The organism is Microvenator marinus, assembly GCF_007993755.1.
In the GTDB taxonomy this organism is placed as follows: domain Bacteria; phylum Myxococcota_A; class Bradymonadia; order Bradymonadales; family Bradymonadaceae; genus Allomicrovenator; species Allomicrovenator marinus.
This window is the reverse complement of record NZ_CP042467.1, coordinates 3,135,746-3,155,322: the sequence shown is the minus strand read 5'-3', so window position 1 is coordinate 3,155,322 and position 19,577 is coordinate 3,135,746. Positions and strand designations below refer to the sequence as shown.

General features: G+C 55.6%; 17 protein-coding genes. 7 read left to right on the top strand and 10 right to left on the bottom strand.

The window, feature by feature from the left end; translation table 11 throughout:
- Nucleotides 1–24: 24 nt before the first annotated feature.
- Genes FRD01_RS12910 through FRD01_RS12895 form a run of 4 tightly spaced genes read left to right on the top strand, consistent with a single transcriptional unit; the run spans nt 25 to nt 5,402 of the window.
- Nucleotides 25–2,508 (top strand): WGR domain-containing protein, encoded by a 2,484-nt coding sequence (locus tag FRD01_RS12910; protein ID WP_146960250.1) that lies wholly within the window; start codon nt 25–27, stop codon nt 2,506–2,508.
- 8 nt (nt 2,509–2,516) lie between these two features.
- Nucleotides 2,517–3,599, top strand: coding sequence for a sensor histidine kinase (locus FRD01_RS12905; RefSeq protein ID WP_146960248.1), 1,083 nt, complete (start codon nt 2,517–2,519; stop codon nt 3,597–3,599).
- Nucleotides 3,589–4,953, top strand: a complete 1,365-nt coding sequence (locus tag FRD01_RS12900) for a sigma-54-dependent transcriptional regulator (RefSeq protein WP_146960246.1) — start codon at nt 3,589–3,591, stop codon at nt 4,951–4,953. The genes FRD01_RS12905 and FRD01_RS12900 overlap by 11 nt, the downstream gene beginning before the upstream one ends.
- The gene (locus FRD01_RS12895; protein ID WP_146960245.1) at nt 4,953–5,402 is read left to right on the top strand and encodes a hypothetical protein; all 450 of its coding nucleotides are present in this window, start codon (nt 4,953–4,955) and stop codon (nt 5,400–5,402) included. Before FRD01_RS12900 ends, FRD01_RS12895 begins: the two co-directional genes overlap by 1 nt.
- A gap of 220 nt (nt 5,403–5,622) precedes the next feature.
- Here the strand turns inward: FRD01_RS12895 and FRD01_RS12885 are convergent, their stop codons facing one another.
- The 5 genes from FRD01_RS12885 to FRD01_RS12865 form a co-directional block, all read right to left on the bottom strand.
- Nucleotides 5,623–6,060, bottom strand: coding sequence for an OsmC family protein (locus FRD01_RS12885; protein ID WP_249755596.1), 438 nt, complete (start codon nt 6,058–6,060; stop codon nt 5,623–5,625).
- Nucleotides 6,061–6,082: 22 nt separating this feature from the next.
- The gene (locus FRD01_RS12880; RefSeq protein WP_146960241.1) at nt 6,083–8,482 is read right to left on the bottom strand and encodes a patatin-like phospholipase family protein; all 2,400 of its coding nucleotides are present in this window, start codon (nt 8,480–8,482) and stop codon (nt 6,083–6,085) included.
- A complete protein-coding gene (locus FRD01_RS12875) occupies nt 8,482–9,042 on the bottom strand; it encodes a hypothetical protein (protein ID WP_146960239.1) in 561 nt (186 codons plus the stop codon). Before FRD01_RS12875 ends, FRD01_RS12880 begins: the two co-directional genes overlap by 1 nt.
- A 3-nt stretch (nt 9,043–9,045) precedes the next feature.
- Nucleotides 9,046–10,950 carry a glutamate-cysteine ligase family protein gene (locus FRD01_RS12870; protein ID WP_146960237.1) on the bottom strand — a complete coding sequence of 635 codons (1,905 nt, stop codon included), beginning with the start codon at nt 10,948–10,950 and terminating at the stop codon, nt 9,046–9,048.
- Between the two features lie 74 nt (nt 10,951–11,024).
- Nucleotides 11,025–12,296, bottom strand: a complete 1,272-nt coding sequence (locus tag FRD01_RS12865; RefSeq protein WP_146960235.1) for a serine/threonine-protein kinase — start codon at nt 12,294–12,296, stop codon at nt 11,025–11,027.
- Nucleotides 12,297–12,646: 350 nt separating this feature from the next.
- Between FRD01_RS12865 and FRD01_RS12860 the strand changes: the two genes are divergently transcribed.
- Together FRD01_RS12860 and FRD01_RS12855 are read left to right on the top strand one after the other, a co-directional pair.
- The gene (locus tag FRD01_RS12860; RefSeq protein ID WP_146960234.1) at nt 12,647–14,338 is read left to right on the top strand and encodes a hypothetical protein; all 1,692 of its coding nucleotides are present in this window, start codon (nt 12,647–12,649) and stop codon (nt 14,336–14,338) included.
- Nucleotides 14,310–14,885: a HEAT repeat domain-containing protein gene (locus tag FRD01_RS12855; RefSeq protein WP_146960232.1), complete on the top strand. Its 576-nt coding sequence runs from the start codon at nt 14,310–14,312 to the stop codon at nt 14,883–14,885. The genes FRD01_RS12860 and FRD01_RS12855 overlap by 29 nt, the downstream gene beginning before the upstream one ends.
- Here FRD01_RS12855 and FRD01_RS12850 read toward each other — a convergent pair.
- The gene (locus tag FRD01_RS12850; RefSeq protein ID WP_249755595.1) at nt 14,874–15,890 is read right to left on the bottom strand and encodes a uracil-DNA glycosylase; all 1,017 of its coding nucleotides are present in this window, start codon (nt 15,888–15,890) and stop codon (nt 14,874–14,876) included. The genes FRD01_RS12855 and FRD01_RS12850 overlap by 12 nt on opposite strands.
- Here FRD01_RS12850 and FRD01_RS12845 point away from each other — a divergent pair.
- Complete coding sequence (locus tag FRD01_RS12845; RefSeq protein WP_146960230.1) at nt 15,876–16,457, top strand: YqgE/AlgH family protein; 582 nt, start codon at nt 15,876–15,878, stop codon at nt 16,455–16,457. The two genes, FRD01_RS12850 and FRD01_RS12845, sit on opposite strands and share 15 nt — an antisense overlap.
- Before the next feature lie 9 nt (nt 16,458–16,466).
- On the opposite strand, the gene FRD01_RS12840 is transcribed toward FRD01_RS12845, so the two are convergent.
- The 4 genes from FRD01_RS12840 to FRD01_RS12825 are packed head-to-tail and all read right to left on the bottom strand — an operon-like array spanning nt 16,467 to nt 19,559.
- Nucleotides 16,467–17,186, bottom strand: a complete 720-nt coding sequence (locus tag FRD01_RS12840; protein WP_146960228.1) for a glycosyltransferase — start codon at nt 17,184–17,186, stop codon at nt 16,467–16,469.
- Between the two features lies 1 nt (nt 17,187).
- Nucleotides 17,188–17,403 carry a hypothetical protein gene (locus FRD01_RS12835; RefSeq protein WP_146960226.1) on the bottom strand — a complete coding sequence of 72 codons (216 nt, stop codon included), beginning with the start codon at nt 17,401–17,403 and terminating at the stop codon, nt 17,188–17,190.
- Nucleotides 17,404–17,411: 8 nt separating this feature from the next.
- Nucleotides 17,412–18,722, bottom strand: coding sequence for a DUF3078 domain-containing protein (locus FRD01_RS12830; RefSeq protein WP_146960224.1), 1,311 nt, complete (start codon nt 18,720–18,722; stop codon nt 17,412–17,414).
- A 21-nt stretch (nt 18,723–18,743) separates the two neighbouring features.
- On the bottom strand, nt 18,744–19,559 hold the full coding sequence (locus FRD01_RS12825; protein ID WP_146960223.1) for a mechanosensitive ion channel family protein: 816 nt from the start codon (nt 19,557–19,559) through the stop codon (nt 18,744–18,746).
- Nucleotides 19,560–19,577 lie beyond the last annotated feature (18 nt).

The window sequence follows — 19,577 nt, the reverse complement described above, 5'->3', positions numbered from 1 at the left end:
TAATTATCTAAAAAGGATGTGATCATGGAACGTTACGAGCTCGTGGAAGGCACAACTGCAAAGTTCTGGCAATGGGAAGTACGGGGTAGCGATCTTGTGGTCCAGTATGGGCGAATCGGGTCTGCAGGAAAGGAGCAGGTTAAGAGTTTTCCGGACGAGGATGAGGCCCGGAAAGCGGCTGCGAAGTTGATGCGCGAGAAGACTGGCAAAGGGTATGGGCTGGTCGGCGCCACGGTTGAAAAAGCTTCGATTAACAAAGATCCAGTCGATGCAGAGTTGGTCGCGTTGGCAAAAAAGGTAGCTGCCAAGCGGGAATATGCGTCGAATTCGATCAAATATCTCAAGAGTCAAGTGACAGCGCGGCGGGCGATGCCGCTGCTCTGGACTATGGCTGCAAACGGCTTATTGCCGGCCAAAGCGCTGACGGCACAGCTCCCAACGCTGGCTGAGGACGTGGAGTGGGCGAGTCCGAGCGAGCTTGTTGCGGTGCTTGAACGGGTGCCCAAGACGTTTGAGGCGAATCGCAACGTGTTGTGGTTGTTAGATAATTACCCGGAGTTTGTGGATACGTTGCTCATGCACGCAGCGTGGCGTGCGCCGAAGGAACTTGCAGCGGCGAAACTCGGGCCTAATGTCGCTCGCGCGCTGCCATTCGTTCGTCGGCGCCTGGGTCTTGAGACTGAGGCACCTGATTCGGCACAGCTTGTAGAGCTGGTGCGGCATCATATGGATTGTCGGGCGCGGTCAGCGTCGGCTTGGTTTTTAGTGGACAAAGCGCTCGTTCGTTTGCGGCTTCATGACCGACTGGACCGAGTAGCAGAGCTGGCTTCTCACCTTGCACCACGTGAGGATTTTGAGCCGATGTTGATTGCCGAAGCGTCGCGAGCTGGTTCGCATCAGCACGGTCGGGGCTGGCGAATCGAGCCGTATTTTTTGCAAGCTTCGTTGGAGGATTTACCCGAGCTTCTCGAGGCTTCGAACGATGTCTATGGCTTTCAATGCCGTGTGCTGGCCGCGCGCCAGGACTCGTCCACGGACCTGCTCGCGATGCTCGCCAAAATAAACGCCAAGGTAGCGTTGGATGGTTACGTAAAGGGGCGGATTGCAGCTCGGTTGGCGTTGATGGCCGGCGCCGCCTTGGTTCGTGAGGGCCAACCAGTGCCCAAAAAACTCGACGCCTACCTCCAACTCGACGCCGGCCCCGATGTCCCTGAACCCGAAGGTAAACTGTATGCCGAGGCGTTACGGGCTTTTGGCCGGGAACGTGTGTTGGCTCTTGTGGACGCGGCGATGGCCGAAAAAAAGCCGAAGGCGCGCATAGTGGCGGCTGTGGGGTTGGGTGCATTCTACGACAAGGCGCGCTTCGCCGAACTGTGCGGTGATCCGGAGATTCAACATTATTATGGAGCGTCACTGGAGCCGGTCGGCGTTGCGGGTATTCCGACGATTCTTGAGGCGTTTCATGCGATCACCGGGAGCGATGAGGATTTTAGTACCAGGAAGCAGCGCGAGGGGCTCCGGGCAGGTATTACCTATATTGCACTGGGTGCCGAGAGCATTGATCCGGCCTGGGATCCGCTGTTGATTCCGATCTCCAACTATGGATTGGTGCTTAAACGTCTGCCGCAAGACCGGCGAGATGCAGTGATTTTGGCCACGCTCAAGGACGAGATGCCGCGAAAGTTGGATCTGCTGGCGTTGGCGAGTGATTCGGCGCTCGACCAGGGTGTTGAAATGCTGGTTGCACGGCGTAAACGTTTCACAAACGACCAGGACGGCGACGATATTGAGTCGGGTTTCACTGCTATGGGGTCACGCGGAAGTGCGGCTCTGGTCCGGCATCTGGCCGGCAAAAACGACGCGGGCGCGCATCTGATTATCAACTACAGTCGGCTCGACGACGCGACGGTGTCAGACCTGACCGGCGGTGCTCCTCCGCTGCCGGTGGTCGATGGTGATATCAAAAAAGGCGCACGCTACCTGGCCACGGTCTGGCCGCATCTTGCGACCAGCGATGCTACGGGAACGCTTGCAATCGCGTCCGGGCGGCTGTCGGTGGGCAGTCCTGATGCGCTTGATATAGGCAGTGTGGAGTTGGATCGTGAAGTCCCTAAAGGAAACCATCCGGTTACAGTTTACTGGAGCGACGCGGACCTGGATGCGCTGCCGACGGCCGGTGTCGAGGCAGTTATGTTGCGGTTTGCACAGAGCGCGCCGGCGAGCTGGGAAGAAGCGAAGACCACGAAGGGTAAGAAAGCGATACATGTTAGCAACCTCATCACTTTTTGCTGGCTTGACGCGAGCGCTAAACTTGATGAACTCGCGAATGATGCGCAAAAAACGTTCGAGGATGCCACGACCGATGGCGTCGTTTTGACCGACGACAATCAGGTGGCTGCGGTTTATGTGGGTGAGATTGCGACCATGCACAAGATGTTCTGGGGATTGGGCGAGGACGGTGCGCCGGTGTGTCTTGTTGCTGGTTTCAGGTACCCAAGTGAGGACTGAGTGAGCCTATGTATGAACGACTAAAAATCTTTGAATCACCGCGAACACTAATCGCGTTGAGTCTCGCGTTAATCTTCGTGATTACCGTCAGCCACTTCGCTACAGATACGATCGAGATAGCGTTTCACAACGTATATCGGCGCCTCTACTATCTTCCGATTTTGATCGGCTCATTTGCGTACGGTCTTCGAGGCGGAAGCCTAATCGCCCTTTTGGTTAGCCTCGCCTATATTCCACACGCCTTTTTTTCCGCGCACCATGATCCCGCACCTACAATCGACAAGGTGTTGGAAATATTGCTTTATGTCGTAGTGGGAGCGCTAACTGGATGGTTGGTCGATCGTGAACGTGCCGTAAAACATAAATTGGAAGATTCGTTGATCGAGAGACAATCCATGGAAGCCCAGCTTATTCGTGCCGGAAAGTTGAGTGCCTTGGGGGAGATGCTCGCTGGAGTTGCCCACGAGATTCGGAACCCGCTGGCATCCATCAAAGGCAGCGCAGAGGCATTAGCCACCGAATTCAAGGAAGAACACCCCAAATATCGAATGTCTCAGGTCCTTTTAATCGAAATTGAACGGTTGACTCGATTGGTGGCCAAATTTCTATTGTTCGCTAGAAACACCGAAACACAACGCACTGAAATTAACCTGAATGAAATTGTCGAGCAAACTGTGGAGTTTGGTGAAATGATAGACAATTCTATTTTCACGGTGAGAACCAGTGAGACGCCTGTGTTGGTGCGTGCTGACCACGATCAAATCAAACAAGTCTTGCTTAACCTTGTGTTAAACGCGATTCGTGCCACCAAAGACGTGAAGTTTCCCATGGTTGAGATCATGTGTGGGAAAAAAACATTTCACAGCGAAACTCGTGCTTTTATTTCTGTGCGCGATAATGGCGGTGGAATTCGACCCGACTTCGCCGATAGAATTTTTGATCCTTTTGTGACCACCGAGGAAACAGGTACGGGTTTAGGGCTGTCGATTTCCCATATGATTATGGACAATCATGGTGGGTACATGGAAGTTGAATCCACAGATGTTGATACTGTGTTTTGGGTAATTTTTGAGGCACCAAATGAAGCGTAAGTTGTTGTTGATTGAGGATGACGCATCACTTCGCGAAGTGATGTCATTTCGCCTCGCTGAAGAAGGTTGGGAAGTCGATCTCGCCCTGGATGGTGTCGATGGCCTGAGTAAATACGATGCGGACGAGCATCTTTTGGTCATCACCGACCTGAAAATGCCCAAATTAAATGGCGTTAAGGTACTGGAGCAAATTCTCAAGCAAGACCCGAATGCCGTGATCATCGTTATGACTGCATATGGGAACATTGATACGGCGATTTCAGCGATGCGAAATGGCGCGTTTCACTATGTAGAAAAACCAGTCAACATGCCGGCGTTCCTCGCCTTGCTTGATACGGCCAGCAACCACCGCCAACTTCGTGTGGAGAACGCACGATTTCGCGCGAACAAACACGCCATCGTCGCTTCCAGCCCGGCGATGAATGAGGTTCTACGTTTGGTGGATAAAGTCGCCGAGAACGACGCATCCATCCTCATTCTTGGTGAGAGCGGAACTGGAAAAGAATTGGTCGCCCGGGCCGTCCACGAACGTTCCCTTCGCCGATTGAAACCGTTCATCGCAGTGAACTGCGCGGCCATTCCCGACGACCTCTTGGAAAGCACCCTTTTCGGGCACAAACGGGGTGCATTCACAGGGGCGAACGCCGATGCAGATGGGAAATTTCGAGCCGCAACCGGTGGCACTCTCTTCTTGGATGAGATCGGCGAGATGTCTCCCCGACTCCAAGCAAAGTTGCTCCGTGTGCTTCAAGAAGGCGAGATTGATGTGGTCGGATCGTCCACCCCAGAATCCGTGGATGTTCGAATCGTTGCAGCGACACATCAGAACTTGGAAGAAAAAATCGGTGACGGCACGTTCCGCCCAGACCTCTTTTACCGTCTAAATGTCATTCCTATTCGCGTGCCACCATTGCGGGAAAGACGGGAGGACATCCCGGTTTTGGCACGCCATTTCTTGAGGAAACACGCGCCCGACAATCAGTTTTCGATTTCAGCCGAACTAGATCGTCAACTTGCTTCAGCCGACTGGCCAGGGAATATTCGAGAACTTGAAAACGCTGTTCGTCGGATGATGTTGTTGAGCGATGGAGACGTGTTGGGTGAACTCCAGACGAACACATCTTTGCCAAATCCGACCTCAAATGAGTTGCCGTTTGTACTCCCGGAAGAAGGCCTCGACCTGTTTCAACTAGAGCACGATGTGATTCTTGCATCACTTCAAAAGTTCGACGGAAACCAATCGGCGACGGCGCGATACCTCAATATTCCACGACATGTTTTGTTGTACCGCCTCGAGAAAAATGCTTGTGAAAACACAGACGATCCGAAATTTAATGTGCCCGAAGGCGAATAATGGAAGCTGAAGCAGAAATGAGACTGATGCTCATATCAACGGCGATAGTGGCGAGTCTTTTTTTAGTGGTTTTTGTAGCCTTTATTTGGATGGCACTTCGGATGGCCAAACAGAGAAATCAACAACTGGTGGATTGGAACTCTACGGCACAAAATCTTGGTTTCGTACACAACCCAGGCTTTATGAAGGGAAGCTTTGAGGGTTTCCAAGTCTCCGTCAAAATCAAGGTTTATGGGAACGGAAATTCTGGCCAGTTTTTGGTTTTCACTGTCGATATGGATGATTTGCCCGTTGGTTTAGCAATCCAATCCGAAGGACTTTTCTCGAAAACTAAAAAACTAGTACACGACCACAGTAGTTTTGATCAGTTGACTACTCAAGTTCAGGGAGGTCTTTGGGGTCGACCAGTATCTCTATCGTCCGCCCCTTGCCTTTCTTACGTGTTATGAGTCCAAGGTCCTCAAGTCGAACTACCATCGAATGAACAGTAGGCGCAGTTGCTCCAAAGTATCGTTGCATATCGGCTTCGGCCGGAGCAACCTTTTTGATCGAGGGGACGGTATGAATACGTCTACGAAGTCCGGAGTCGTACCATAGCCCTGAATTCTCTGCCCACTCGCGACCACGTGGTAAGTTGGATTGAAGCTGCTCTGAATTAGGTAGGCAGGCTTACGCATGGAAATCTTCTGTAGTGCCATTGGTTCTAACGGCTCGCAAGGTACCTTCAATGGTGCAGCAGGCGGACAAGGTGTTGGTGATGGTCCCGTATTTTCGGACGTTCTTGTGCAACAAGGCGCATCGTTGGGGATTTTCATCCGTTTCTATCTCAAGCAAAAAGCGCGCGAGTATTATTTTTGGGGGAGCGTCCTGTCGTTCCAGTTCTACATGAGCCGTAGCTTTGGTGTATTCGAAAGGTAGGCGGTGATGAAACCGTTCGACGTTCTTTAGAAGACAAGCAGCCAATGAACTTGCAAGTAGGTGCGCGGGTCCAGGAATTGAAGTTCCCATCCCTTGTGTGCCGTCGAACTCGATCTCGGCGTCCAGAATGCGGATTTCGGCCTTACCTTGAGGTACGTTGGAACCTTGAGCACTGTAGATATTTTCCATGTTTAAGTCCCTAGCTAGAATTTCAGAAGAAGTGAACGCCCACGCCCAAGAGTAGGTTGTAGCGGCGGTCGTCAAAACGAAAGGTCTCGGCATAGATTTCGGCTACGAGCTGGGCGCGGAATCGCTCGATGAAGGTCACAGCTACGTAGGGCTCTACAATGAATTGGGAGCAGCGGCGCTCGTCGCCGGCTGCGGCGGCTTCGAGGCACGGGTCCAGCTTGAAGTTGTCCACCGTGCTAAATTGGTAGCCGCCGCGCACGCCCAGGATGGGCTGCACAATAGAATTTGTGATGCCATAAAGTTCGAACTCGGGGCCGAGCATCGGGGTCATCTGCAAGCCCGTGCCGTCCAGTGTGAGTGCGGCAAAAAGGCCTTTGACCTGTAGCGCCATATTCAGGCGCAACCAGTTTGGCTCCCAGTCAAAAGGGGTCCACGAAATACCCGCCTCGGCTGCCGAACCAATCACCACATAACCGTAGAAATCCGGGGACTCGTAGGCGATCTCGTTAACCGCTGAACGCCCGATCGTAAGCAGGGCCGTGCGGTCCAAGATGTTCGATTGTTCCTCACTCAGCGCGCTCAGAAGCTGCAGAATGCTGCGCCTGATGCGGTAGCGCCCCTTCTCAGCCTTCTCCCGGGGCAACCCGAGGTCGCGGTACTCAAACTGGTAGCCGGTCAGAAGTCGAAGAGTGTGCGAGAACTTGGATTCGGTGTCTGCGCGCCGCCATGGCTCCGGGTCGTCCTCGGTCTGCTGCAACGGCCGAACACCCGGCACCTTGACCGGTTCTCGCCGCCTCGTTGCCGCCTCGCAATGCTGGTGCACAAAGGTACCCATATCGCTCGGCGTAAGCCTTGAACACTCGCTGTACGTGCGGTCGAGTGCGATTTGCAGCAGGATGCGGAAATTCGAGAGGCCGGGCCCCAGGCATGCCTCCTGGTGCTCCGCATAATGCGCCTCAAAGAAACCCAACAAACACGCAAATGGCCGCCACTCATCGATGTACTTTCCACGATGCTTCACGATCGGGTCGATATCGAGTTTGGTGTACGCATCCTTCATGAAATAGGAGCGCGCCGAGGTAAATCCGTCGTACATGCCGAGGTAATAATCAAAGACTCGGAAATCGCGCTCGAGAAAGCCCATAAAGGCGTAGAGGTGCTCGCTCACCGTGGGGTAGTGCGCCCGCGAAAGCCGCATCCGCCCCTCAAGCTCAACGTCACTACGCAGGAGCTCGTAGAGCTCGCGCGAGCGCGAAGTCTCCACAAAACTCTGCACGAGTCCTATCGCCTGTGAAATCAGCTCCTGCTCGCCTTCTTCCTCTTCCTCAGGGACCGTCGGATACGCCGGGGTGTCCGGGTCCACGTAAAGGTATTGCATGTTCGCAAAAGGCGGGTCCTTCATCGGCGACTCCACTGGGTCTCGCCAGAAGACTCGGCCAGTCTCGTCGTACCTGAGCCCCATGCGTGCGATCGAATACGCGAGCCTGAGCGGGTTGTTGTCATAAACGCCGCCATCGATGAACGCCTCGGTACGCTCAGGTGTCTCGCACGAGGGCCGCTCCACAATCCCCGACTGCGCGTCGGCCGGTGCCGCGTAACAATACCGGACCTTCTGGGGCTCAAACGCAATCGGGAACGACATGGACGCAAAGAGCACGTCGATCACGTAATCAAAGTTGCGGAGCGCCGTCTCAAAATCGCCGTCATCGCGATTCTGACGAAGTGGCAAGAGCGGCTGCGCCACATTGGACCGCGGATCGATGTAATTCTCCACAATCGGCGCCTTTCCAAGCCCCTGTCCCTGAAGTCGAACCACAAATTTCTCGTCCTGAGAGGGCACGCTCAGCCCGGGCGCGATCTCCACCACCCGCGCCTGCGCTCGGGTCGTAGACATCCCCACCACCACGTCACAATCCTCGCGCAAACCCTTTGCCAGCGTCTTTCGAGCTTCTTCGGTGGCCAGAATGAGGGCGTTTCGGTTGAAGACCGAGATACTCGAGACGTTCTCGGGGTCAAAAAGACTCTCGTAGCCTACGTCCATCCAGATCTTCCAGCCGAGGTCTTCGGTGGGCTTTGGGTTCGGCGGAAGACACGAGTTGATGGCTGAGATCAGCGCATTCGCGCTGCCGGCTGATGCCCCTGTAAACAACCTCAAGTTCGCCTTTTGCGACTTCATCATCTCCGTAAAGACGTACATGAATCCGGCCTGATAGACGCCGAGCGAGACGCCGCCACTCACCGTGATCCCGATATTCGGTGTGGCTGTCTGCGGCACAGCAGCCGTCATGTACGCGAAGTTCGGCGCTGAGATGAGCCCCTCGATATCTTCTCCCGGCGCGGTCTCCATGGTTTGGGAGTAGGCGGGGAAGGAGAGGAGCAGGGTCCCAAGGACGAGTGCGGTCTTTTTGAGGTTGGTAAGCATTATTGTATCGTAGACAAAGAATCCAAAAGACGGCGAGTTTCTTGGATATGAGGCTCGTTGCCGCGCTGGATGCGGAGTTTGAGGGCTTCTTCCATATCCGCCTTGGCCTCCTCAAAACGCCCGTCTCGCGCGAGACAGCGCGCGCGCCAATCATGCGCAAAGTCCAAATAATTCTGCAGCTCCTCCACGTGATTTAGCCGCGAAAGCAACAAGTCAAAACGCGTGTACGCAGCCTCTTTATCGCCCGCAAAATGCTGCGTCAGGGCCTTTTGCAAAAGCACCAAAGTCCTCGCCCGCTCACGCCCGAGCTCCGCCCAGATCGCAATCGCCTCGTCCTTGAGCTTAAGGCTCTCGTTCCACTGCTCAGTCCACCGGTACCACTCCGAGAGCCGCTGCACCGCACGCCCAAGGTCAGCTTTCGCCTGCTCGGTAGGGTTCTTCTCGAGGTGTCGCCTGAGGTTCTCCACGGTCTTGACCTGGCGCTCGATCGCCTTCTCAAAATCCTCGTGGTCCACCACCCGTTCAATCCAATCATCATCCACTCTAGTCTTGATGGCCATAATCTATGCGCGAGAGAGCTTCTCTTCCATGAGTTCTTCGGTGATACGTAGGAAATCGCGCTCGGTCACCAACCCAACGAGCTTCCCATCGCGCACAACCGGAAGGCAGCTTACTTTATTCTCTCGCATAATGCGCACAGCATCGGTGGTCAGAGTCTCCGGCGTCACGGTCACCACCTCCGTATGCATGATCGTACTGACCGCATCCCCGCGCTCTCCCTCCTGATTCAGGTATCGCAAGATGGTCAGATACGTCACGATTCCCACCAGATTCTCCTGGTCGTCCTCCACCGGAATATGGCGCTCCTGCTGCCAATCCATCACGCTAACGACAAGGTCTATGACCTCGTCCTGATTCACCGTGATGATATCGGTCTTCATGAACTGCTCGACCCTGTAGAAATTATCCTTCCAGGACGCGCCCTCGTGCGTATCTACGAGCCCCCAGGTGTGCACAGGCGTCCCAAGGCGCTGCCTGGTCACGGTGGCCGCTGTGAGCGCGCTAAGGCGCTCGGACATGCTACGCTTGTGCTTCATGCCCTGGAACGAGTTCAGCGCCCACATCGCGCCGGTCTGCTTGGTCTTGACCCGCTCCTCCATCACATCCAGATAACGAGACACATCGTCCGGATCTACGCCTCGGTTGAGCAGTCCTTCGCGCGCCATGGGGAGAAGGCGGTGCAAAATCAGCTCGTCCGCCGACGCCGTGATGCCGTCCGTCCATTTGAGCGGCGCGCTCAGCCCCTGCCTCGCCACCGCCAAAAAGTTCGAGTTCGCGTCGTCAAAGTCCATGACCTCGCGCACGTCAGAGTGCTCTTCGGCCACCGAAATCATCAGTCCAAACCAGAATGCGGCGTTCGCGAGCTCGTCTATCGGCGTCGGCCCAGACGGGAGCACGCGGTTCTCAATACGCAGGTGCGCCTGGCCCTCGTGCACACCATAACACGCGCGATTCCAGCGATAGATGGTGCCGTTGTGCAGCCGCAGCGCCTTAAGGCTCGGAGGTCGCCCGGCCTCGATTGCCTCGAAGGGATCCTCATCCACCTCAGTATCGATAAGCACTCGGAAACGCGCGATATCATCGTGGAAAATCTCGAGCACCGAATCGTCCAACCAGCGGTGCCCGAAGCTCACGCGTGGGTGTTTCTCGCGGATTGCCGTCCCAGACCCTCGCGTGTCCACCGACTGCTGAAAGAGCGCGATCCGCGTTTCTCGCCACAACCTCTTCCCAAAGAGCAATGGCGAGTTGCAGGCCGCGGCAAGGACCGGTGCGGCCACGAGTTGGGCCACGTTGTAGAGGCGCGCGAACTCTTCGGGGCCCGCCTGGAAATGCACCTGGAACGAGGTATTACACGACTCGAGCATCACGTTATCGTGCTGCACAATGAACTCGTCAGCGCCCTTGATATGGAAGTTGTAGGAGCCCCCGCGCAACTTGCACAACGCGTCGTTGAGCGCGTAATAGCGCGGGTTTGGCGTCATGTTGCCAAGGTGTAAGTCCGTGAGCTTCAGCGTGGGCAGGATGCCCGTGAGCACCACGTGCGCGTTGACCTCGGCCGCGGCCTGGCGTGCGAGCTCCAAAAAGCGGTTTAAGTCGCGCTCCATATTGCTCAGGCATTTGCCGCCGAATTCCTGTGGGTCGAGGTTGAACTCGATATTAAAGAGGCCGAGCTCTGTGGTGAATTCAGGGTGGTCTTTGAGGCGATTGAGCACCTCCAGCGCCACCGGTGCTGCGCCAAAAGACTCGTCGACAAGAAAGAGTTCTTGCTCCGCACCGATGCGCCGGACGCCCGTTTCAACAAGGCCGTCGGCGAGCATACGTTCAAGGGCTTTGACGTCGCGCAAGAGGCGCTTCATGAATTGTCTAAGCTCCTCGGCTCCTGCTACTCGTACGTCGTGCATGCCCATGGCTACTTCCTATGCGTGTTGTGCAAGGAGAGGTTACCTCAAGTGGGGCTAAATCCCCAGAAAAATGACGTTGTTCAGAACACGTAGAGCACGACGATCAATACGATAAGCACCAGCGCCGCGGCCACGCCCACAAGGATATCAGCCTTGGATTCTTCGATCGGATCCACGTTCGCACTGGGCAACGCACTCAAAGATTCCGAGGTGCCAGAACGCTCGCCCACACGCTGCCACGTACCCGAGGTCGAGTCCGGAAAGTAGGTATGTGAGAGGACGTGCGTCGCCCGTTTGATATCGCTCTCGGTCCTCGCCTCGTCCGGGGGCTCCGACACCGGTTCATACGGCTCCCAATCCTCGCCCAAGTCCAGGTCCGCGCTCTCGTCCAGGGCGTCTTCACCGAGGTCGCGCAGGGTTTTTGAGACGTTTGGATCGGCCTTGAAATCCGCGAACATCCGGTCAAACTCGCGGTCGATATCAAACCGCGAAAGGGTGGTCTCCGGTACCGACTTCACCTCGAGGAGCGCCCCAAGGAACGCGTCCGCGTGCCCAAATCGCTCTTCCGGCTCTTTGTGCAAAGCCCGTTCAAGCACGGCACCAAGCGCCGAATCTCTCAAGGCATCTACAAGGTAGAACGGCATCCGAAGGTGTTTGAGCATCATCACCGCCGGCATCTTATGCTCGACGATCCGCCGTCCATAGAGAAGCTCGAGCATGATGAGCCCCATGGCGTAAACGTCGATGGCGGGCGTCACTGCCTCGTCGAGATAGACCTCAGGCGCCATGTACGCAGGCGTTCCGCAGACCCGGCCTGCCTGGGTTAGGTGCACATCATCGGCAGGATCATTGACGGCTTTGGCGATGCCAAAATCCAGGAGTTTGACCACGTCGCGGTCGCGCCGATCGCGGGTCAGAAAGAGGTTCGCAGGTTTGAGGTCTCGGTGAACAATTCCCTTGGAATGCGCCTCGGCCAACCCCTCTAAGGCTTGAACGGCTATGTCCACCACGCGTGTGAACGGTTGTGGGCCGCGCGCGATGAGGTCGCGCACCTCGTGGCCGTCCAAAAGCTCCATGACCAGATAGTAGGCGTCGTGATGCTGCCCGAAATCGTAGATCTGGATGATGTTCGGGTGGTTGAGCTCCTTGCTCAACATGGCCTCGCGTCTGAACCTTCCGACGGCTATATCCATGCCGCGCGTGCCCGGCGCAAGGAACTTGATGGCTACGTCGCGCTGCAGGCTCAGATGCTCGGCCTGCATGATCACACCCATACTTCCACGCGCAATGGCGCGCTTGAGTCTGTAGCGCTCGGCGATGACCTCGCCTGGTATTGGAAGTGTGTATGTCAACGAGGGCTCCGTCCTCGTTAGAAGGAAGTTGAGTTCTAGAACTCCTTTCAGATCTAACAAAGGATTGCTCAGAAGCCAAGAACTTGGGTTCCAAGAAACAAAACGGAGAATGACAGAACGTCATTCTCCGAGTTGCGACAAAGCAAGCGACGAGCTCGATGGGAGGGACCAGGCTCGCTCCGTCTCCAGGCTGCGCGAATAGCCTGAGATTTGAAAGTAGACGTGGAATGTCTGGCCTGCAACCACTTACGGCCGTTTCCGGGGCACCTTTCGTATTCGGCTGGTATACATATGCGCACCCCAACAAATTCTGCTACATCTAAGCCCGGTGACTTATTTAAGAGATCTGAATGCGCAAATTTGTAGTACTCGCCTTGTTTCTAGCCGCCTGCGGCAATGATACCGAAGAGAAGCCCGAAGGCTGGATGCCCATGGAACCCGTGGATATGTTGAGCCCCGACGCCGACGAAGATGCCGGCGAAGACGTGGGCCCGACCGAGCCCGACCTTCCGCCACCCGATCCATGCGCCGAATGCCCCGTCGGAACGCTTTGTGTCAACGACGTCTGTGAGACCGCCTGTACCTCGGACGATACCTGCCCGGCCGGGCTCGCGTGTGTGACCACACCCGCGGGCGATATTTGCCAGGCACCCACAGGCGTGGCTGACGGCGAGGCATGCGCACAAGACACAGACTGTCAGGGCGGGACGTGTATCACCGACTGGACAGACGGCTACTGCACCACGCTCGATTGTGGCACCTTTGCGGATTGTTCTCGTCTCGGCGAGGAGAATCGTTGCCTGCAGCAGCAAGGGTCGCCAAACCTCTGTGTCCGCATGTGCGAGAGCAGTTCCGACTGCCGTGAAGGCTACGTATGTGAACGGCTGAACGCGCGTCAGGGCCTCTGCGCCCCGGACCCACGCGTACCCATCGACCCGGCCGTACTCGCGGATCTACCTTTTGAGATCGTCTGTGAACAAGCCATCAATCAAGAGGTCACCATCACGTATACCGTGAACCCGGCGACCACGAGCTACATGCTCACGCCTTTTGCGCCTTCGAACCGTCAGATCAGAGTTCAGGAGATTGGACTTCCGTCCGGCTCTCAGATCAACCTCACGGGTGGGCCAAACGGATTCCAGAGTGTGCCGAACCAGATTTTCGATAGCCATAATCCCATGGTGATCCCAGCGCTCCCGCAATTTGCACAACAGCTTGAGTCAGGCACACACACGCTGCGCGTGCTCTCCGAAGACGACCAGCTCTGCTGGTACAAGATCGAGAAGGAGACGCCGGGCAACGTGATCGACGTGAACGTCTATCTTGTGGGGCTCCCCAACATCAACGCCTCAAACGCCGAAACCGACCCGAATTTCGTGGAGGTGATGGCCGAGTTTGATGCGCTCTATCGCGCAGCAGGCGTAGCTCTGAGGACGGTGCGCTACTTTGACGTGAGCCCCGAGGCTGCAGACCGATTTGATATCGTTCGAGACGAAGCCTCGTTGCCTTTGCTCCTCTCAGAGTCTCAGCGCCCAGGCTCAACACTAGAAGATGTCATGAGCGTCAATCTCTTCTTTGTGCGCGCGTTCAATCTGGGGGGCGCCATCGGGATTTCTTACGGACTACCGGGCCCCGCAGGGCTCCACGGTATGGGCAATAGCGGCGTCGTATTCACCTCGCAATACATGGGTCGCGTGACGACCGATGGCTTCGGCGAAGAAGTCGACGGTAACTTCTTCACCGCGCAGGTGCTGGCCCACGAGGTCGGCCACTATATGGGCCTCTTCCACACCAGCGAGCAAAATGGCTTTAGTTTTGACCCGGTCGAAGACACCCCAAGGTGCCAGCAGATTTCGGCAAATTGTCCGGATATTACCAACCTGATGTTCCCCCTCGCGAGCACCCTCAACACCGAGATCAGCCCGGATCAGGCGTTCGTCTTGAGCGCGAATCCGTTGACTCAGTACGATCCTAACGTAGTTATCGAGGACCCGGATATGGGTGGAGATATGAATGGCGACGCCGATATGGGAGGGCTTTAATATGAAGTTTGTATTTGTTTTAATATTTTGCCTGATTCCACTTTATAGCTCAGCTCAAAAAGTGCCATCGGGCAACGTTCCAAGCGTGCCATCGGTCAATCAGGACTCAGAGGTTTTGCTCCGACTTCGGGCGATCCATGAGGCTCCAAATTACAAGGACTTGGAGGCCGTTTCGCCGGATGCTCGTCGCGTGGTTGAAGACGTAGTTCAAGACGGCGAGGGGTTTGTGCGCGACCGAGCGATCTCGGCACTCGCCACCTGGGGAGATGATGCGGCGTGGCAGAGTCTTGCGCCACTCTTCATCAGCACCTCTACACCTGAGATGACTCGCCACCACCTCCTTCTGGTGCTCGCCCAGAACTTTGGCGACCGCTCGCTCGGACTTGTACAGGCTTGGCTCGAGAGCACGGACCAAGACAAGCGTGTGAGCGCCGCTCAGGCCCTGGCTCAAATTCAGACCGAGCGCGCGCAAACCCTCAGGGACCAATGGGGTAACAAGACTTCCGACCCCGAAGTTTTGCGTTGGCTGAGCCGCTCAGTTCGATAGACCGAGCTTCTTCATCACGGCTTGCAAATCAGCCCAGGCGTCTCGTTTGGCGCCCGGGTTCCTCAACAAATACGCAGGGTGGAAGGTAGGCATCAAGGCGATACCATCAAAGTCCTGCCAGGTGCCGCGAATCTGGGTGATCGACTTGTCTTGGTCCAACAACACATTCGTCCCAAACCGGCCGAGCCCAACGATCACTTCGGGCTCGATAGCGCGCACCTGCTGCATGATGAACGGCCTGCATTTCGCGATTTCGTCGGGCGCCGGATTGCGGTCCTCAGGTGGCCTGCACTTCACCGTATTCGCGATATAAACATCCTCGCGCTTTAGCCCCATCGCCTCGATCATCTTATCCAGCAGCTCGCCCGCCTTGCCCACAAAGGGCCGCCCCTGAATATCCTCGTTATAGCCCGGACCTTCGCCCACAAACATCAGGCGCGCCGTGGGGCTTCCTTCGCCAAACACGATTTTCTTGCGGGTCTCGCAAAGGCCACAGCGTTTGCAATCGCCTAGATTCTCGCGAATCTTCAGCAGGCGAGTGGCGTGGTCGTCTTCGGGGGCCCAGAGCTCTTCGAGCTCGGCGGTGGCAGATGCAAAAATCTCTTTTGGCTTGGAGCCAAATTGCTCCCAGAGCGGCACGGATTTGGAGCCGCTGGGCCTTGGCGCGACCGCTGTGGGCTTAGGTTCAGCTGCCTTGGGCCTCTCAAAATCTAAGGCCTCGCGCATCGCTTGAGTCTTTCGTACGCGCCGCGCAGCAAGGACCTCGTCGAACACATCCCGCTCCTCTTGTGAGGCCGGGCGAACGCCAGGTATAGGGCCAACCTGAGCCAACTCGAGGTGGGCTTTGGCACTGCGGATCAACGTATACAATTCGGCGCGTCTAGACATGTGGTGGTTATGCCTCTGACCGCGCGAACACACAAGAGATGTTTGGCCTGTGACGCGCCATGAGTTAGAATCACGAGCACTGGTCATGCGTCTGAGGTTTTTGTGGCTATCAATCATACACTTGCTCCCGGGTTTCTGGTGGCATCTCCCAAGCTCGACGGGAGCGTCTTTGATCGCGCGGTCATCATCATGGTCCATCACGATCGCGAAGGCGCGATGGGCTTCATCTTGAACAAGCCGATCGACGTAGACTTTGGCACGCTCTTGGAGATGGTGGACGTCTCCGAGAATCAAATCGCCGATAGTTGCTACCAACAAGACGTGTTCTTTGGCGGTCCGGTCCGCGTGGAACAACTCTGGGTGATCCACAACTCGCCGGACCATATCTTCGCGGATTCCGACGACGAGGTCCTCTTTCACCCACAATGGCACCTCTCGTCGGATGCCGGCTCGATCAAGTTTCTGGCTAAGAAGGCCGAACACAAGTTTCGGCCGCTCATGGGCTATGCGGGCTGGGGGCCGGGGCAGCTCGAAGACGAGATCGGTGAGGGCTCATGGTTGGTCTTGGATTTCGACGAAAAATTCATCGACACGAGTGTGGATGAAATGTGGGATTTTGCGCTGACTAAGCTCGGCATTGACGAGACCACTTTCCTCATGATGGGCAAGGCCGGCCAGGCTTAAGGTCTCACGTTATCGGTGCCGGACGCGGATCACCCAGGTCAGGCGCGCCATATTCTTCAACACGTTGGGGACCCGCTTGAAAAGGTTGATGGACGGTGGGCGCTTCTCCACGATCGAGACCGGAATCTCCACAATCGTATAATTCATGCGCTCGGCGCGAATCACGAACTCGCTCGCAAAGAGGTCCTTATCCACCACGCAACGGCCAACAACTTCCAGAAGTCGATCGCGCTTAAAGGCCTTGAGACCATGGGTATCTGTGCCCTTAAAGCCTACAAAAATCCGCAACATTGAGTTCAGGATGAAGGTCGCAGCTTTGCGGTATACCGGGCGTTTATCGGCCGAATGGTTGAGCGCCTTTGAGCCCACCACCATATCGGCGCCATTCTCAAGCTCAGCAATCGCGCGCTTGTAGAAGTCGGTGTCGCAGAGGTCGATCTCGTCACAGATCACGATATCGCCACGCGCATCCAAGATCCCCTTGCGCATCGCTAGCCCATAATTCGGCTCGCCCGCCCGGATAAGCCGGAGCTCGGGATGGCGCTCCATAAGCTCGTGCGCCACCTCTACGGTGCCGTCCTTGGAGCCGTTCTCGCTCAGAATAATCTCATAAGTCCAATCCCGTGAGGTATCGGCTTCGAGCTTTTCAGTGAGATCTGCGACCGAAGCTGAGAGAATCCCTTCCTCGTTGTAGACTGGAATTACGATTGAGACGTCAGGCTTAGACATATCAGGGCTGCATGTATCGGGTAATCCAATTGCGAATCAAAATAAACATCAACGCGTTGCAAATGGCTACCACAAAACCAGCGCCGATCAACAACCAACGCAACGAGCCCTCAAGTTGCATGGCGTAGTAGAAAAGAATCAGCGATGGCAGTGTCAAAAATACAGATGACACTGCCATCGCCGTCTTCGAAATCACCGGTTTTGGTTCTTCTTGCATAGGGTGCGTTACTCGGGTGCTGGCGCCACAGGCTCCTCAGCTGGAGGCGTTGTGCCTTCGGCTGGAGGCGTTGTCTCACCTTCCACAGGAGCTTGCTCCTCTTGCTTCTTCAGCTCTTCCTGCTGAATGCGTTGCTGCTCTTCGAGAAGCTTCTGCTGGTGCTCCTTCTCCATCTCCTGAATTTTAGCATCTTCTGCCTCAGAGCGAGCTTCCTGAGCATTCTCGCGAAGCTCCGCACACTCTTCCTCAGCCTCGGCAAGCTTGCGCTGCGCTTCGGCCAAAAGCTCGTCTGCGCTTGGGCCAGCAGTGCCGCCATCACGCTCGATGAACGAGTAGTTGAAGGTCAAAAGCAGGCCGTTTTGAATCTGGGTGGCGTCGATGAGCTGCGGATCTTTGATGATTCTAAGATCGTAGGTCAGAGCCATCCAGGAGAACACGTTCGTGCTTAGCGACGCATTCAGACCATAACGCATAAGGTCGGTCGCGGAGCGGTCGGTGTCATCGTTGTTCAAAAACGGAATGAGCGCCGTAGCGCCGGCTTCGTAGCTGATGCGCTTGTCGTAGAATTTGCCTTTTGCGCCGAGGAAAGCCTCAGCACCTGCCTGGATCACGTTATCGAGCTCAACAATCTCGATTTCTGGCGTGTCCGCATTATCGTTGGCTGCAAGAACACCGTTTGCGAAGGTCTGACGCGCACCAAAACCAAGACGGAATGAGGCGTTGATAGCCTCGCTTCGCAACGGCTCCAAGAAGGCACCCACAGACTCATTTAAGGTCAGAGGGCTGAACGCGTCTGCCAGGGCCAAACGTGTTGTACTTTCGTTTTCTACGGTACCGTCAAGGCGAGTGATCGCGTAGGCCGTAGGGTCGGCGCTCACGGCTTCCGAAGGAAGGATGCTCGTTTGAACGCTGAGACGGCCAAATGCACCCACCCACTTCAAAAAGAAGTAGTTGTAGAGGCTCTCAAATTCCAACACATCGCTATTCTTGACGAACTCGTCGATCACAGGAGTTCGGGCGAAGCTCTCTTGAATGCTCAGCGTATTGCGGATTTCGTGCTTCTTGTAGAGGTAGTCAAGGCCACCCTTGAGGCTCAAGCCGAACAAGGTCGAATAACCGTCACTTTGGCCTACCACGTTGCTATTCGAGGTGAAGTTCAGGTTTGCACCGATGGTCAAAAGACCATCAAAACCCTGGCGCTCTTCGTCCTCGATCAGCGCGATATCCTCGTCAGGCACAAATTGTGTGTCCTGTGCAAATGCTGGCATCGCGGCAAGAATCGCGGCACCGGTAACCAAACACAAACTTAGATTTTTCATACATTCACCTTAAAAACGGGCTTACTCGCCTTTGTTCGTCACGGTAACGTGGGGATAAGGAATCCCAATTTTTGCCTCGTCGAGCGCGTATTTAGACGCCCGAATCAGCGCATCAAGTGTTGGCCAATAATGCTCGGTCGGAACCACCACGCGGACCGAAAAATCCACCGACGATCCACCAAGCCCTGTCAGTACCACCATTGGCTCTCCAATCACGTGATCGAGTTTGGCAGCCGCGGCCATCAAGACCTCGCGCGCCGTGTCGATGTCGGCCTCATACTCAATTCCGACAGCCACGTCCACTCGTCGCTCAGAATTGTAGGTGACGTTCTCAATGGTGCTCCCAAAAACCTGTGAATTTGGCACGATAAACCGGCGCTTATCGGCTGTATCGAGCATGGTCGTAAAGAGGCTGATCTCGTCCACGGTACCGGTGTTGCCGGCGATTTGAATCACGTCCCCAACTTTGAACGGACGAAAAATGAGGAGCATGATGCCAGCGGCCACATTTGAAAGGCTTCCCTGGAATGCGAGGCCGATAGCCACGGACGCGCCACCGATCACAGCCGCAAAGCTCGTGGTCTCAACCCCAAACATGCTCAAGCAGCCCAGAATCGCCAGAATCACGATGGTCCAACGCGCAATATTTCCTACGAATCGTGCAATGGAGACATCGATCTTTTCTTCTAATCTTTTCGTCAGCACACTTTGAACTTTTCCGCCGACCAAAAATCCTAGCCAAAGTACAAATAGTACCCCAAGCACCTTCACGCCATATTCCAAAACCATTAGCGCAGTTTGTTCGCCAAGGCCCATGCTCTGTAACCACTCAACCATTACACTCTCCTATCTGTG